This is a genomic window from Kitasatospora sp. NPDC093806 (genome assembly GCF_040683335.1).
GTDB lineage: Bacteria > Actinomycetota > Actinomycetes > Streptomycetales > Streptomycetaceae > Kitasatospora.
This window is the reverse complement of record NZ_JBFBDO010000097.1, coordinates 1-13,350: the sequence shown is the minus strand read 5'-3', so window position 1 is coordinate 13,350 and position 13,350 is coordinate 1. Positions and strand designations below refer to the sequence as shown.

At 72.2% G+C, this 13,350-nt stretch carries 12 protein-coding genes and 1 tRNA gene; 7 read left to right on the top strand and 6 right to left on the bottom strand.

Features of this window, described 5'->3' with window-relative positions; genetic code table 11:
- The first annotated feature begins 30 nt into the window (after positions 1 to 30).
- Entirely contained in the window at positions 31 to 1,536 is a 1,506-nt protein-coding gene (locus tag AB0N76_RS31430; protein WP_363562942.1) for an MFS transporter, read from the top strand.
- Positions 1,537 to 1,654: 118 nt separating this feature from the next.
- Here AB0N76_RS31430 and AB0N76_RS31425 read toward each other — a convergent pair whose 3' ends face one another.
- Positions 1,655 to 2,215 (bottom strand): GNAT family protein, encoded by a 561-nt coding sequence (locus AB0N76_RS31425; RefSeq protein WP_363562940.1) that lies wholly within the window; start codon positions 2,213 to 2,215, stop codon positions 1,655 to 1,657.
- A 70-nt stretch (positions 2,216 to 2,285) separates the two neighbouring features.
- Here AB0N76_RS31425 and AB0N76_RS31420 point away from each other — a divergent pair, with 70 nt between their 5' ends.
- Complete coding sequence (locus tag AB0N76_RS31420; RefSeq protein WP_363562938.1) at positions 2,286 to 2,897, top strand: TetR/AcrR family transcriptional regulator; 612 nt, start codon at positions 2,286 to 2,288, stop codon at positions 2,895 to 2,897.
- Positions 2,898 to 3,163: 266 nt separating this feature from the next.
- Here AB0N76_RS31420 and AB0N76_RS31415 read toward each other — a convergent pair.
- Positions 3,164 to 3,236, bottom strand: a tRNA-Arg gene (locus AB0N76_RS31415).
- A gap of 645 nt (positions 3,237 to 3,881) precedes the next feature.
- Between AB0N76_RS31415 and ssb the strand changes: the two genes are divergently transcribed.
- The 5 genes from ssb (at position 3,882) to AB0N76_RS31390 (ending at position 9,467) form a co-directional block, all read left to right on the top strand.
- Positions 3,882 to 4,487: a single-stranded DNA-binding protein gene (ssb, locus tag AB0N76_RS31410; RefSeq protein WP_363562936.1), complete on the top strand. Its 606-nt coding sequence runs from the start codon at positions 3,882 to 3,884 to the stop codon at positions 4,485 to 4,487.
- 329 nt (positions 4,488 to 4,816) lie between these two features.
- Positions 4,817 to 6,313, top strand: coding sequence for a Cys-Gln thioester bond-forming surface protein (locus AB0N76_RS31405; protein WP_363562934.1), 1,497 nt, complete (start codon positions 4,817 to 4,819; stop codon positions 6,311 to 6,313).
- A gap of 194 nt (positions 6,314 to 6,507) precedes the next feature.
- Entirely contained in the window at positions 6,508 to 8,172 is a 1,665-nt protein-coding gene (ettA, locus tag AB0N76_RS31400) for an energy-dependent translational throttle protein EttA (RefSeq protein WP_363562932.1), read from the top strand.
- A 110-nt stretch (positions 8,173 to 8,282) separates the two neighbouring features.
- Entirely contained in the window at positions 8,283 to 8,726 is a 444-nt protein-coding gene (locus tag AB0N76_RS31395; protein ID WP_363562931.1) for a thioesterase family protein, read from the top strand.
- A gap of 48 nt (positions 8,727 to 8,774) precedes the next feature.
- Positions 8,775 to 9,467, top strand: coding sequence for a hypothetical protein (locus AB0N76_RS31390; protein WP_363562929.1), 693 nt, complete (start codon positions 8,775 to 8,777; stop codon positions 9,465 to 9,467).
- Positions 9,468 to 9,508: 41 nt separating this feature from the next.
- Here AB0N76_RS31390 and AB0N76_RS31385 read toward each other — a convergent pair whose 3' ends face one another.
- From AB0N76_RS31385 to AB0N76_RS31370, 4 genes are all read right to left on the bottom strand, one after another.
- Positions 9,509 to 9,913: a globin gene (locus AB0N76_RS31385; RefSeq protein ID WP_363562927.1), complete on the bottom strand. Its 405-nt coding sequence runs from the start codon at positions 9,911 to 9,913 to the stop codon at positions 9,509 to 9,511.
- Positions 9,914 to 10,027: 114 nt separating this feature from the next.
- Positions 10,028 to 11,182, bottom strand: a complete 1,155-nt coding sequence (locus tag AB0N76_RS31380; protein WP_363562925.1) for an ABC transporter permease — start codon at positions 11,180 to 11,182, stop codon at positions 10,028 to 10,030.
- On the bottom strand, positions 11,179 to 12,096 hold the full coding sequence (locus AB0N76_RS31375; protein WP_363562923.1) for an ABC transporter ATP-binding protein: 918 nt from the start codon (positions 12,094 to 12,096) through the stop codon (positions 11,179 to 11,181). The genes AB0N76_RS31380 and AB0N76_RS31375 overlap by 4 nt, the downstream gene beginning before the upstream one ends.
- A gap of 136 nt (positions 12,097 to 12,232) precedes the next feature.
- The coding region (locus tag AB0N76_RS31370; protein WP_363562921.1) for an FHA domain-containing protein at positions 12,233 to 13,350 on the bottom strand (1,118 nt) is incomplete at its 5' end.

The following is a 13,350-nucleotide window of genomic DNA, read 5'->3' as shown; positions in this document are numbered from 1 at the left end:
CCGAACTCCGCGTTCCCTGGGGGGATTCCGATGGCCGCCACCGCGCCGGCAGCAGGGCCGATGACCGGGGCCGAGCGCAAGCTCGGCATGCTGATCTGCCTGATCACGATCATCCTGGCCGTGCTCGACATGAACATCGTCTCGGCGGCCACCGTGCCGATCGTCCGGGACCTCGACCCGGTGCACGGCGTCGACCGACTGCCCTGGCTGGTCAGCGCCTTCGCCCTGGCCGCCACCGCGGTGCTGCCGCTCTACGGCCGGCTCTGCGACGCGTACGGCGCCAAGCGGGTGCTGATCGGGGCGGTCGGCACCTTCCTGCTCGGCTCCGCGCTCTGCGGGGCGGCCCAGTCGATGGAGCAGCTGATCGCCTTCCGGGCCGTCCAGGGCATCGGCGGCGGCGGGCTGATGAGCGTGACCATGGTGGTGATGGCCCAGCTCAAGGACCCGGACGAGGAGGGTTCCGGCGGTGGCGGCGGGTTCGGCGGCATCGTCGGCGGCGGGGGCATGGCCGTCGGGCCGCTGGTCGGCGCGCTGCTCGCGGACCACCTGGACTGGCGCTGGATCTTCTACGTCAACCTGCCGATCGGCCTGCTCGTCCTGCTCGGCGCCGTGCTGGTGCTCAAGCTCCCGGCGTCGGCCGGCCGGCGCGGCCTGGACTTCCTCGGCGCGACCCTCGCCGCCGCCTTCGCCACCGGTCTGCTGCTGGTCACCGAGTGGGGCGGCAAGGACCACGCCTGGACCTCCCCGGAGATCCTCGGCCTGGGCGCGGCGACCCTGCTCGCGCTCGGCCTCTTCCTCTGGCGCCAGGCCACCGCCGCCGACCCGGTGCTGCCGCTCTCGCTGTTCCGCGTCCCGGAGATCCGGATCGGCTTCGCGGTGCAGGGCCTGGTCGGCATGGGCCTGATGGGCGCGATCATGTACGTGATGCTCTACCTGCAGGTCGCCCGGGGCGTCGCCGCGACCTCGGCCAGCCTCTACCTGATCCCGATGGCGGTCGGCATGACCGCGGTCGGCCTGGCGGTCAACAAGCTGGAGGCGCGCGGCTGGTCGGTGCGCACCATCCTGGTCTCCGGCTCCGCCTGCGCCGCCACCGCGCTGCTGCTGCTCGGGCTGAGCGGACCGGAGACCTCGCTCTGGCTGGTCCGGGCCGAACTGGTGCTGCTCGGCGTGGGCCTCGGCCAGCTGATCGGCCACCTCATCGGGGTCGTCCAGGACGCCGCGCCGCGGCACCAGCTGGGGGTGGCCACCACCGGCATCCGGTTCTTCCAGACGCTCGGCGGCGCGCTGGGCGCGGCGCTCTTCGGCACGGTGCTGGCCCGGGCGTTCGACGGCAGCGAGCCGGGGCTGCCGCTGGGCGCGGTCGGCCGGCTGACCGGGCCGGCCCGGGCGCACGCGGTGGCGAGCTTCGTGGACGCGGTGGACGTGGTCTTCTTCTCGGCGGCCGGGGTGATGGCGCTGGCGCTGCTGCTGGCCCTGCGGCTGAAGCCGCGCCCGGCGGCGGAGCCGAGCCGGGGGGAGCAGGCGTTGGCCGCCTGAGCGGGCGAGCGGTGCGGTCGGCGGCCCGGCACGGGGGTGCGGGCCGGCGGCGGGCGGCGGGGGTCGGTGGAATCGTCCACCGGCCCCCGCCGCTGTGTCGCCTTCGCCGCCGCAGGGCTCAGGCGGCCGGGCCGCCCTGCGGCTTCCACTCGTGGGTGAGCAGCGACCAGACCTCGCCGTCGCAGTGGACGCCCTGGTGCAGGTAGCTCTCCCGCATGACGCCCTCCAGGGTGAAGCCCAGCCGCTGGGCGACCGCCCGGCTGCGGAGGTTCTCCGGCTTGTTGCGCCACTCCAGCCGGTGCATGCCCCGGACGGTGAAGGCGTAGTCGATCAGGTGCCGGACGGCGGTGGTGACCAGGCCCCGGCCCTGGCCGGCGGGCTCGGTCCAGACGCCGATCTCGGCGGTGCCGCTCCGGACGTCGAAGCTCACGAACATCACGCCGCCGACCAGGGTGCCGTCCAGCCAGATGCCGTAGAGCCGGGCGGTGTCGGCGGCCTGCCGGTCGGCGTAGCCCTGCAGGACGGCGCGGGCCGAGTCGAGGTCGGTGGCGAGGGCGGCCCAGCCGATCCAGGCGTCGATGTGGGCGCGGCCGCGCTCGATGTGCTCCAGGTACTCGGGCGCCCGCCACGGCTCCAGCGGGCGGAGCTCGGCGTTCTCGGCGAGGGGGATGGCGAACATGGGCGGACCTTTCGAGGGGCGGTTCGACTGGTTCGTACATAACAAACGTTTGGTACGTAAGATAGCCACTATGACACCCGCCCGTGGAGACCATGAAGCCCGCCGTACCGAAGTCTCGGAGGCGGTGTGGCGGGTGCTGTCCACCCGGGGCTTCGAGGGGCTGACGCTGCGCGCGGTGGCGGCCGAGATGGGGGCCAGCACGGGGCTGCTGACGCACTACTTCCCGAGCAAGAAGGCGCTGGTCGCGCACGCGCTCGACGTGCTGGACCGGCGCTCGCTGGCGCGGCCCCGAAGGATCGCGCCGACCGACGGCAGCCCGCCGCCGGAGGGGCTGGCCCGGCTCCGGGCGGCGCTGCTGGACATCCTGCCGCTGGACGGGCCGGCCGTGGCCGGCAACCGGATCTGGGTCGGCTCCTGGGACGTCGCGCTGGCCGATCCGGAGCTGGCCGCCGCGCACGCGGCCCGGTACGCGCGGGCGCGCGGGCTGCTGGCCGACTGCGTGGCGGCCGCGCAGCGGCTCGGCGAGCTGCCGGCCGGGCCGTCGGCGGAGCAGCTCGCGGCGGGGGCGCAGGCCTTCGCGCTGGGGCTGGTGGTGCAGGCGCTGTTCGCGCCGGCGGAGTTCCCGGCGGAGCGGCAGCTGGCGCTGCTGGACGCCTACCTCGCGGGGCTGGCAGCGGCCTAGGCGCCCGGTACCGGCCTGGCGTCGGCCTGGTGCCGGCCCGGCGCCCGGCCGTTCCGGACCCGGGTGGTTCACCGGGCGAAATCGGCTGTTTCCGGTACCGGAATTCCTGCGGGCCGACTTTTCGGGGCGTGCATGACACGGATGGTCACGGGTTATGCGCGCTGGGTGTCGGGAGGTGCCGCGTCCGGTCCCGCGCCGTCCGGCAATTTGACCGGTACGGGTAATGCGCGAACCGGGCGGCGGAGCCGCGGCCGGGTGTTGCGTTGTGCCCCCAGCAGGATTCGAACCTGCGACCTACCGCTTAGAAGGCGGGTGCTCTATCCGCTGAGCTATGGGGGCGGGACGGGCGGTGCCCGGGTGGGCACGACCGTTGCCGGGATCGGGCGGTGGGCGCGTGGCGCCCGCTGTCCGTCCCCGTACCTGAGAGTGGGGTGTGGGGGGTGGCGGGTCCTTGCCCTGTCGGGGACAGGATAAGGGTGTCCCGTTCCTCGGCCGGGTGTTACGACACCGCCGTTGGTGTGTCGGCCTCGGTGGAGCGGTCCGATAATCGCAGGTGGAAGCCGTGAGTGCAGCGGTCTGGCGGTCTTCCGCGCCGGACGTTGTGCAGTCGTTACGGGGCTGTCTGCCCACCCGTTATGGATTCGGCACGGAGAAAGCGCCGCCGTCGGGGCCCGCATCGACGCGGGTGGGGGGCCGCATTCGGGTTCGTTCGGTCGGATGACGTGCGCGGACGGCCGGCGGAGCCACCCCTGGGGGTGTCCGGGGCACTGTCGGGCCGGGACGATTGTTGTCATGACCCCGAAGAGACCGGGGTCGACGGTCACACAAAGGCTGAAATTCACCCCTGCGGGCGACGGCAGTTTTCCACAGCCCCGAGTTGTCCACAGGATTTTCGATCCGGCCTTCACGGATTTCCCGAGAAGTGCACTCTCAATGCACACCGGTCGATTCCGTACGGTGCAACCGAGAGAACGGAGCGTGGTTGTGAACGAGACCCTGGTGACGGTGATCGGGAATGTCGCCACCGAGGTGACGTACACCGAGACGGCCGGCGGGGTGCCGGTCGCGAACTTCCGGCTGGCGTCGACCGAGCGGCGCTACGACCGGTCCCGGGACGGCTGGGTGGACGGCGAGACGCAGTGGGTGACGGTGACGGCCTGGCGGGCGCTGGCCGGGCACCTGATCGGCTCGCTGTCGAAGGGGGATCCGGTGGTGGTGAGCGGGCGGTTGAGGGTGCGGGAGTGGGCGGACGGCGAGGCGAAGCGGAGCCGGGTGGAGATCGACGCCCGATCGGTCGGACACGACCTGAGCCGTGGTACGGCGAGGTTCACCTGGGCGCCGGGGGCGCGGAGCGCGTCCGCGGGTGGTTCGGCCGGCTCGGGCGGGGTCGCCGTCGCCGCGGCCGGGCCGGCGGTCGGCGGGGAGGTCGATGGGAAGGTCGGGGTGACGGTGGGTGAGGCGGTGCCCGGGTGGATCGTGGACGCCCTGCGGGTGCGGCGGGCCGCGGCGGGGGGAGTGGAGGAGGGGGCGGAGGAGGAGCCGGCCGAGCAGTCGGGCGAGGCCGGGGAGGTGACCGTCCGGACGCCTTGACTGTCGACAAATATGCGAATCGAGACGGTTGTTGTCCCTGTCCGGGTAATCCCCTACCGGTTAACGGAAAGCTCCGCCTATTCTGGCTGTCCGTCAGCTTGTGTGGATACTGAGCGCGTTGATAACGATCCAGATACGGAATCGTCCTGATTTCGCATGGGGGTTTCCGGGCTCGTGGGGCTCCATAGGATTCGTCTGGTTCACATCATGTAGCGGCGCCACAGGGGGCGCAGCGAGCAAGGCGGGCTGCCCATCGGCATGGCCCGGCCCGGAGGGATCCCAAGATGTTCCAGAGGCAGGGGCGGAGTCTTCCCCGAATCACCACTGTCATGCTCGCGACCAGCGTTGCGCTGGGCGGGGGCCTGTTCGCGGCCGGTGCGGCGGTCGCGGCCGACGCCCCGGGCGCCGGCGTCACGGCAGTGGTCCAGCCGGTCATGTTGAGCGAAGAGATCGCCATCGAGGGCAGCCGCTCCATCCAGGGCGGACTCTTCACCCTCAAGACCGCCGACGGCGAGATCAAGACGTACTGCATCGACATCGACCACCCGGTCGACATCACCGCGGCGATCGAGTACCAGGAGTCCGACTGGAAGTCGAGCTCGCTCGGCCGCCCGGAGAAGGCCCAGGACGCGTCCAAGATCCGCTGGATCCTGGAGAACTCCTACCCGCAGGTCACCGACCTCAAGAAGCTCGCCGCCGACGCGGGCGTCAAGGGCGAGCTGACCAAGGAGGACGCCGCCGCCGGCACCCAGGCCGCGATCTGGAAGTTCTCCGACGGCAAGAACGCCACCCCGGTCGACGCCGAGGCCAAGCAGCTGCGCGACTACCTGGTCAGCGAGAAGAACAAGGGCATCGCCGCCGAGCCCAAGCCCTCGCTGAGCCTCACCCCGGACTCGGTGTCCGGCAAGCCGGGCGGCAAGGTCGGCCCGTTCACCATCAACTCCAGCGCCAACGAGGTGAAGCTCGCCGTCACCGGTGACTCCGCCGACAAGGTCAAGCTGGTCGACAAGGACGGCAAGCCGGTCGCCGCTCTCGGCCCGGTCGCCAAGGACACCCAGCTGTTCCTGGACGTGCCGGCCGGCACCCCGGACGGCTCGGCCACCGTCAACGCCTCCGCCGAGACCGTCGTGCCCAGCGGCCGCGTCTTCCTCAGCAAGGGCTACACCCCGGCCCGGCACAGCCAGACCATGATCCTGGCCGGCTCGACCAAGCTCAACGTCAAGGACGCCGCGAAGGCCACCTGGAAGGCCGCCAAGGGCCCGCTGGTCGACAGCGCCGCCCAGGTCGAGTGCGTCGCCAACGGCGTCAAGGTCTCCGTCGCCAACGGCGGCGACGAGGCCGCCACCGTCTCGGTGAAGCCGGGCAAGGACATCACCGTCCAGCCGGGCAAGATCGAGACCGTGGTCGTCCCGGTCGCCGAGGACGCCGCCTACGACATCACGGTCACCGGCCCGAACAACTTCAGCAAGAACTTCAAGGGCATCCTGGACTGCAAGAACGCCAGCGTGACCACGCCGACCGCCACCCCGTCGGCCACCCCGACCACGGCCAAGCCGTCGACCCCGGCGCCGACCACCCCGGCCCCGACCGCCACCGCCTCGGCCACCCCGAGCGCGACCCCGTCGGCCTCCGCCACCACCACGGCCGCCCACCCGGCCCCGGCGCCGACCAGCTCGGCCCCCGGCACCACCGGTGGTCTGGCCCAGACCGGTGGTAACGACGCCACCCCGATCATCGCCGCCGTCGCCGGCGGTCTGGTCGTGGCCGGCGGTGCCGCGGTCTTCCTGCTGCGCCGTCGCGGCCGCCACGGTGGCACCGCCGCCTGAGGCAGCGAACGGTCAGTGATCGGTCACTGAACCGGTAGCACCCGGCCCGGCTCCCCGCACCATGTGCGCGGGGAGCCGGGCCGCTTCGCGCCCGGAGGCGAGCGGGGCATAACAGGGTTCGGGGCTCCTGGTCCGGTGCGGCACAATGGAAGGCTGCAAGCCGAATACTCCCGACGACGCCGGAGCGATCTCACGTGGCGGAATACATCTACACGATGCGCAAGGTGCGCAAGGCTCACGGAGACAAGGTCATCCTTGACGACGTGACGCTCAGCTTCCTCCCCGGAGCGAAGATCGGCGTCGTGGGCCCCAACGGTGCCGGTAAGTCCACCGTGCTGAAGATGATGGCCGGCCTGGAGCAGCCCTCCAACGGCGACGCCTTCCTCTCGCCCGGCTTCACCGTCGGCATGCTGCTCCAGGAGCCGCCGCTCGACGAGTCCAAGACCGTTCTGGAGAACGTCGAGGACGGCGTCAAGGAGATCAAGGGGAAGCTCAACCGCTTCAACGAGATCGCCGAGCTGATGGCCACCGACTACTCGGACGCGCTGCTCGACGAGATGGGCAAGCTCCAGGAGGACCTGGACCACGCCGAGGCCTGGGACCTGGACGCCCAGCTGGAGCAGGCCATGGACGCCCTGGGCTGCCCGCCCGGCGACTGGCCGGTCACCAAGCTCTCCGGTGGTGAGAAGCGCCGCGTCGCGCTCTGCAAGCTGCTGCTGGAGGCCCCCGACCTGCTGCTGCTCGACGAGCCCACCAACCACCTGGACGCCGAGTCGGTGAACTGGCTGGAGCAGCACCTGGAGAAGTACAAGGGCACCGTCGTCGCGGTCACCCACGACCGGTACTTCCTGGACAACGTCGCCGAGTGGATCCTCGAACTCGACCGCGGCCGCGCCTACCCGTACGAGGGCAACTACTCCACCTACCTGGAGACCAAGCAGTCCCGTCTCAAGGTCGAGGGCCAGAAGGACGCCAAGCGCGCCAAGCGGCTCAAGGAAGAGCTGGAGTGGGTCCGCTCCAACGCCAAGGGCCGCCAGGCCAAGTCGAAGGCGCGTCTGGCCCGCTACGAGGAGATGGCGGCCGAGGCCGACAAGATGCGGAAGCTGGACTTCGAGGAGATCCAGATCCCGCCGGGCCCGCGTCTGGGCAGCGTCGTCATCGAGGTCGAGAACCTCAACAAGGCCTTCGGCGAGAAGGTCCTGATCGACGACCTCAGCTTCACCCTGCCGCGCAACGGCATCGTCGGCATCATCGGCCCGAACGGCGCCGGCAAGACCACCCTGTTCAAGATGCTCCAGGACCTGGAGACCCCGGACAGCGGCAAGGTCAAGGTCGGCGAGACGGTCAAGATCAGCTACGTCGACCAGAGCCGCGCCAACATCGACCCGAAGAAGACCCTCTGGGAGGTCGTCTCCGACGGTCTGGACTGGATCAACGTCGGCCAGGTCGAGATGCCGTCCCGCGCCTACGTCTCGGCGTTCGGCTTCAAGGGCCCGGACCAGCAGAAGCCGGCCGGCGTGCTCTCCGGCGGTGAGCGCAACCGCCTCAACCTGGCGCTCACCCTGAAGCAGGGCGGCAACCTGCTGCTCCTCGACGAGCCCACCAACGACCTCGACGTCGAGACCCTCTCCTCGCTGGAGAACGCGCTGCTGGAGTTCCCCGGCTGCGCCGTGGTCATCTCGCACGACCGCTGGTTCCTGGACCGGGTCGCCACCCACATCCTCGCCTACGAGGGCGACAGCAAGTGGTTCTGGTTCGAGGGCAACTTCGAGTCGTACGAGAAGAACAAGATCGAGCGACTGGGCGCCGACGCCGCCCGTCCGCACCGGGCCACCTACAAGAAGCTGACCCGAGGCTGACACCCAGCCGTCACGACGGCCCGGCAGACTTCCCCAGGAGGGGCGGCCTGCCGGGCCGCGGCCCGACCGGCACGACCGCCGGCGGGCACCGGACGTCGAGGAGAACACCCGTGGCACGCCACATCTACGCCTGCCCGCTGCGCTGGTCCGACATGGACGCGTTCGGACACGTCAACAACGTGGTCTTCCTGCGCTACCTGGAGGAGGCCCGGATCGACTTCATGTTCACCCAGGCCGCCGCGGCCGGCGCGGGCGAGTTCGCGGGCGGTTCGGTGGTGGCCCGCCACGAGATCGACTACAAGCGCCCGCTGGTGCACCGGCCCGAGCCGGTCACCATCGAGACCTGGGTGACCAGGATCGGCGGCGCCTCGCTGACCGTCTCCTACGAGATCAAGGACACCGCCGAGGACGGCACCGAGACGGTGTACGTCCGGGCCTCCACCGTGGTCGTCCCCTACGACCTCGCCGAGGGCCGGCCGCGCCGGATAAGCCCGGTGGAGCGGGAGTTCCTGGGGCGCTTCATGGACGAGGAGCCGGCGCCCGTCGCCGTCTGACCCACCCGTGTCCCCGAAGCCCCTGCTGCCCGGATGTGAGCCGAAGCGTTGAACAGCACCGTCGCCCTCGCCCTCGCCGACACCGGGGAGGCCGCCGACCTGGCCGCCTTCCTGGTCCGCCTGCTGCGCTTCGACAAGGCGGCGGCGGTCCGGTTGCAGGCCGTGCCGCGGCCGGACGGCACCGGCGTGCTGGCCGTCTTCGGGCGGCTGCCGCTGGGCGGCTCCGGCGCGCTGGCGGTGCGCACCGCCCGGATCGCCGGGCTCACCGAGCCGGTCGACCTGACGGTCTCGGCCGGACAGCTGCTGGACGGCGTCGACGGCGAGGCGGACACGGTGGCCCTGCCCGGCCCGGTCACCGGCCCGGCCTGGGCCGGACTGCTGCCGCCGCGCACCGGCTGGCGCCCGGTCGGCGAGCCGCCGGTGGACCGGGTCTACCCCGAACTGATGGCCGCCGTGCGGGAGTTCCGCGAGCGCAGCGAGGCCGTCCCGGCGCACCACCGGACCCGTGCGGTGCTGGACGCGCTGGCCGACGAGATCTGGTCCCGTCCGGTGGGCGCGCTGCCCGAACTGCCGCTGCGGGCGGCCCACGCGGCCTATGTGATCGGCTTCCTGGGCCCGCGCTCCCCGCTCACCGTGCACCGGGCCGGCGGCTGGCTGCGGCTGTCCGCCCCGGCGGGCTCGGTGGCGGTCCGGACGGCGGCCGCACCCGGCGCCGGCCTCGGGCTCAGCCCGCTCCGGTAGCCGCCCGGGCCCGCTCCGCCGGGTGCCCGCGAACGCCGGTGTCAGCCCTCGGTGTTGATCATCGAGGCGGCGGCGTAGGTGAGGTAGTCCCACAGCTGGCGCTCGGCGTCCTGCGGCAGCTCCAGCTCGTCGACGGCCACCCGCATGTGCTTCAGCCAGGCGTCGTGCGCCGCCCGGTCCACCTTGAACGGCACGTGGCGCATCCGCAGCCGCGGGTGGCCGCGCTGCTCGCTGTAGGTGCGCGGGCCGCCCCAGTACTGCATGAGGAAGAGCGCGAACCGCTCCTCGGCCGGGCCGAGGTCCTCCTCGGGGTACATCGGCCGGAGCAACTCGTCCTCGGCGACGCCCTGGTAGAAGCGGTGGACCAGCCGCCGGAAGGTCGGTTCGCCGCCGACCTGTTCGAAGAAGGTCTCCTCGCTGAGCGTGCCACGCCGGATCTCGTTCACCCGACCATGGTCGCAGACGGCGGCGGGGTCGTACACCGGGACCTGGGGACCAGGACCACCGGCGTACGACCCCGCGCGAGCGGCTCTCCGGGCGGTGCCGGGGCAGCCGGAGGGTCAGTCCTCCCAGCGGAACAGCCGCCAGGAGATGGCGGTCAGCACGGCGGAGAAGAGCAGCAGGCCGCCCATGGTCGGCAGCGCGTCCATCACGCCGCCGCCCCGGGAGAGCACCGACTGGGCGGCGCTGACCAGGTGCTTGAGCGGCAGCGCCTCGGAGATCGCCTTCAGCCAGCCCGGCATGTCGTCGGTCGGGAAGAACGAGCCGGACAGGAAGGACATCGGCAGCACGATGATCTGCGAGAGGCCGTTGGCGGCCTCCTCGGTCTTCGCGATCGAGCCGGCCAGCAGGCCGATCGACATGAAGGCGATGGTCGCGCAGACCACCAGCGGCACGATCAGCCACCAGTCGCCGGTGAGCTTCAGCCCGAAGAACGGCATGGTGGCCACGACCAGGAAGATCGCCGTCTGGACCAGCGCGGTCAGCACCGAGACCGCGACCCGGGAGGCGACGATCGCCCCGGGGCTCACCGGGGCGAGCCGCAGCCGGCGCAGCACCTTCTTCTGCCGCCAGCCGACCAGCGTCATCGCGGCGCTGAACACCGCGCCCATCGCCACCGCCCAGCCCAGCAGGCCGGGGGTGAGGAACTGGATCGGCTTCAGCGACTCGTCCTCGACCCGGCTGCTCTCCAGCGTGTACGCGGGCGCCTTGCCGCTGGCGACCTGGTTGGCCTGCTGGACCACGGAGTTGACGATGCCCTGGACCGTGCCCGCGCGGACCTGGTCGGCCGCGCTGTAGCGGACCACCACCGTGCCGTCCGGGCCCTCCTTGATCATCGCGTCCAGGTCGCCCTTGCGGACCTTCTCCAGCGTGGCGGCCTCGTCCTCGCCGCGGGTGATGGTCAGCACGTGCTCCAGCCCGGCGCGGGCCTCGCCCTGGACCGAGTCCAGCAGCCGGACGGCGCCGACCTGCTCCACCTTGGCGTGCGGGCTGGACGCTCCCTTGAGCAGGGTGCCGAACAGCAGCAGGAACATCAGCGGGAAGAGCAGGACGAAGAAGACCGCGCTCTTGTCGCGGAGGAAGGCGACCAGCATCACCCGGGAGAGGCTGACGAACGCGGACACCCGTTCGCGTTCGGCCGGCGCGCCGGGGCCCGGGGCCCGGCGCTGGGCGGGGACCGTCCCCGTCCCGGCCTTGGTGTCGTCGGCGGTCATGCGCGGTACTCCCGTCCGGTGAGCTGGAGGAAGACGTCCTCCAGGGTGGCCCCGCGGACCTCCAGGCCGCGCAGCGCGTTGCGCTCGGCCAGGACGGCGAGCACCGGCGCGGGCAGCCGGGTGGAGAGCGAGAGCAGGACGCCGTCGTCCTCCAGCGAGGAGATCTCCGCCCCCGCGGCGGCGAACAGCTCGCGCGCGGTGTCCAGGGCCAGCTGGCCGGACTCCACGCTGATCCGGACGGTGTCGTCGATCTCGCGGACCAGCGCGGCGGGTGCCCCGGTGCGCAGGATCCGGCCGTGGTCCATCACCGAGACGCGGTCGCAGAGCACCTCGGCCTCGTCCAGGTAGTGGGTGGTGAGGACGACGGTGCGGCCCTCGGCGTTGATGTCGCGCAGCAGGTCCCAGAGGTTGCGGCGGGCCTGCGGGTCGAGACCGGTGGTGGGCTCGTCCAGGAACACCAGCTCCGGGCCGTGCACCAGCGCGCAGGCGATCGACAGGCGCTGGGCCTGGCCGCCGGACATCTTGTCGGTCATCACCCCGGCCGACTCGGTCAGGCCGACCCGCTCCAGCATCGCGTCGGCGCCCTTGGGGCCGACGCCGTAGAAGGAGCCGAAGGTGCGGATGGTCTCCCGCGCCGTCAGCTTGTTGAAGAACGCGGAGGCCTGGAACTGGACGCCGATGCGCGGCAGCAGCTTGGGGTTGCGCGGCCAGGGCGCCAGCCCCAGCAGCTCGATCCGGCCCTCGTCGGGCTTGCGGATCCCCTCCAGGATCTCCATCGTGGTGGTCTTCCCGGCCCCGTTCGGGCCGAGGATCCCATAGAATTCGCCGGCCTCGACGGTGAGTGACACCCCGTCGACGGCCTGCACGTCCCCGTACCGCTGACGGATTCCGTCCGCGGATATAGCAGCAGTCATAGCGACTGAGCGTAGGGGCGACAGGCCGTCACCGGGAGTCGTCTGAGCATCATTTGATGATCATTTTTACAACTGTGTCGATCTTGGTGAACCGGAGGGCCGTCCTAGGCTCCTCCGGTCCTCCGCGCTCCGGTCCTCAGGCCCGGTGCAGGGTGATCGTGGTCCAGGCGCCGATGTGGATCCGGTCGCCGTCGTTCAGCGGGATCGCCGTGTGCGGGGCGATCGCCTGCGCACCGCCGTTCACCGTCGTGCCGTTGGTGGAGTCCTGGTCGACCAGCACCCAGCTGCCGTCCGGCTGCTCCGCCAGCAGGGCGTGCTGGTGCGAGGCGCCCGGATCCTCCGGCGCGACCGAGAGGTCGATCTCCGGCACCGTGCCGCGGTGCTGGCTGCGCCGGCCGATCCGCAGCTGGCCGCGCCCGGTCAGCGGGATCCGCCGCTCGGGGCAGTACGGCGGGAAGAACAGGCCCGCCGCCTCCGGACCGCTGCGGGTCATCATCTCGGTGAAGTACTCGCGGTCGGCCGCGATCACCGCGAACCAGGTGGCCCGCGCCTGCTCGGCGGCGGCCGGTCCCGACGGCGGGCCGGGCTGCGGCGGCAGCGGCGGGGCGAGGGTGAACGAGGTGCCGAACTCGTCCCCGCGCCGGGCCGGGCCGGGCTGGGCGTAGACCGGGCCGGAGTCCTCGCGCGGCGCCTGGTCCGGGTGGACCGGCGCGCCGGGCTGCTCCTGGTACGGCGCGTTCGGCGCCTCCTGGTACGCCGCCTCCTGGTACGGCGCCTCCGGGAACGGGGGCGCGTGGTGCGGCGCCGGGGCCTCGCCGGGGGCGGGCAGCGGCGGCGGGTAGCCGTAGCCGGACGGCGGACCGGGCTGCGGGTGCGGAGCCTGCGGGTGCGGAGGCTGCGGCGGACCGGCCACCGGCTGGTGGACGGGCTGGTGGGCGGCGGGCGGCTCGTACGCCTCCGGCCCGCTGCCGTACGCCTCCGGCCCGCCGCCGTACGCGGCCGGGATGTTGAGCGGGGCGGGCGCGGGCGGCGGCGCGGCGGGCGCCGGGAACGGCTGCGGGGCGCGCTGCGGCGCCGACAGGTCGTAGTCGTACCCGCACTCCTCGCAGAACCGGCCGGTCTGCGGGCTGCGGCAGATCGGGCAGACCACCAGGCCCTCGGTGAGCTCCGGGCCGGGGCGGGCGAAGCCCTGCGCCTGCGGGGGCGGGAACGCGCCGGGCGGCGGGGGCGGCACCGCGCCCGGGTGCGGCGGGG

Bases quoted from the DNA above. Each gene is read 5' to 3' on its own strand.
- AB0N76_RS31375 (WP_363562923.1), bottom strand. From the start codon at position 12,096: ATGACTGCTGCTATATCCGCGGACGGAATCCGTCAGCGGTACGGGGAC.
- AB0N76_RS31425 (WP_363562940.1), bottom strand. From the start codon at position 2,215: ATGTTCGCCATCCCCCTCGCCGAGAACGCCGAGCTCCGCCCGCTGGAG.
- AB0N76_RS31380 (WP_363562925.1), bottom strand. From the start codon at position 11,182: ATGACCGCCGACGACACCAAGGCCGGGACGGGGACGGTCCCCGCCCAG.
- AB0N76_RS31420 (WP_363562938.1), top strand. From the start codon at position 2,286: ATGACACCCGCCCGTGGAGACCATGAAGCCCGCCGTACCGAAGTCTCG.
- AB0N76_RS31405 (WP_363562934.1), top strand. From the start codon at position 4,817: ATGCTCGCGACCAGCGTTGCGCTGGGCGGGGGCCTGTTCGCGGCCGGT.
- AB0N76_RS31430 (WP_363562942.1), top strand. From the start codon at position 31: ATGGCCGCCACCGCGCCGGCAGCAGGGCCGATGACCGGGGCCGAGCGC.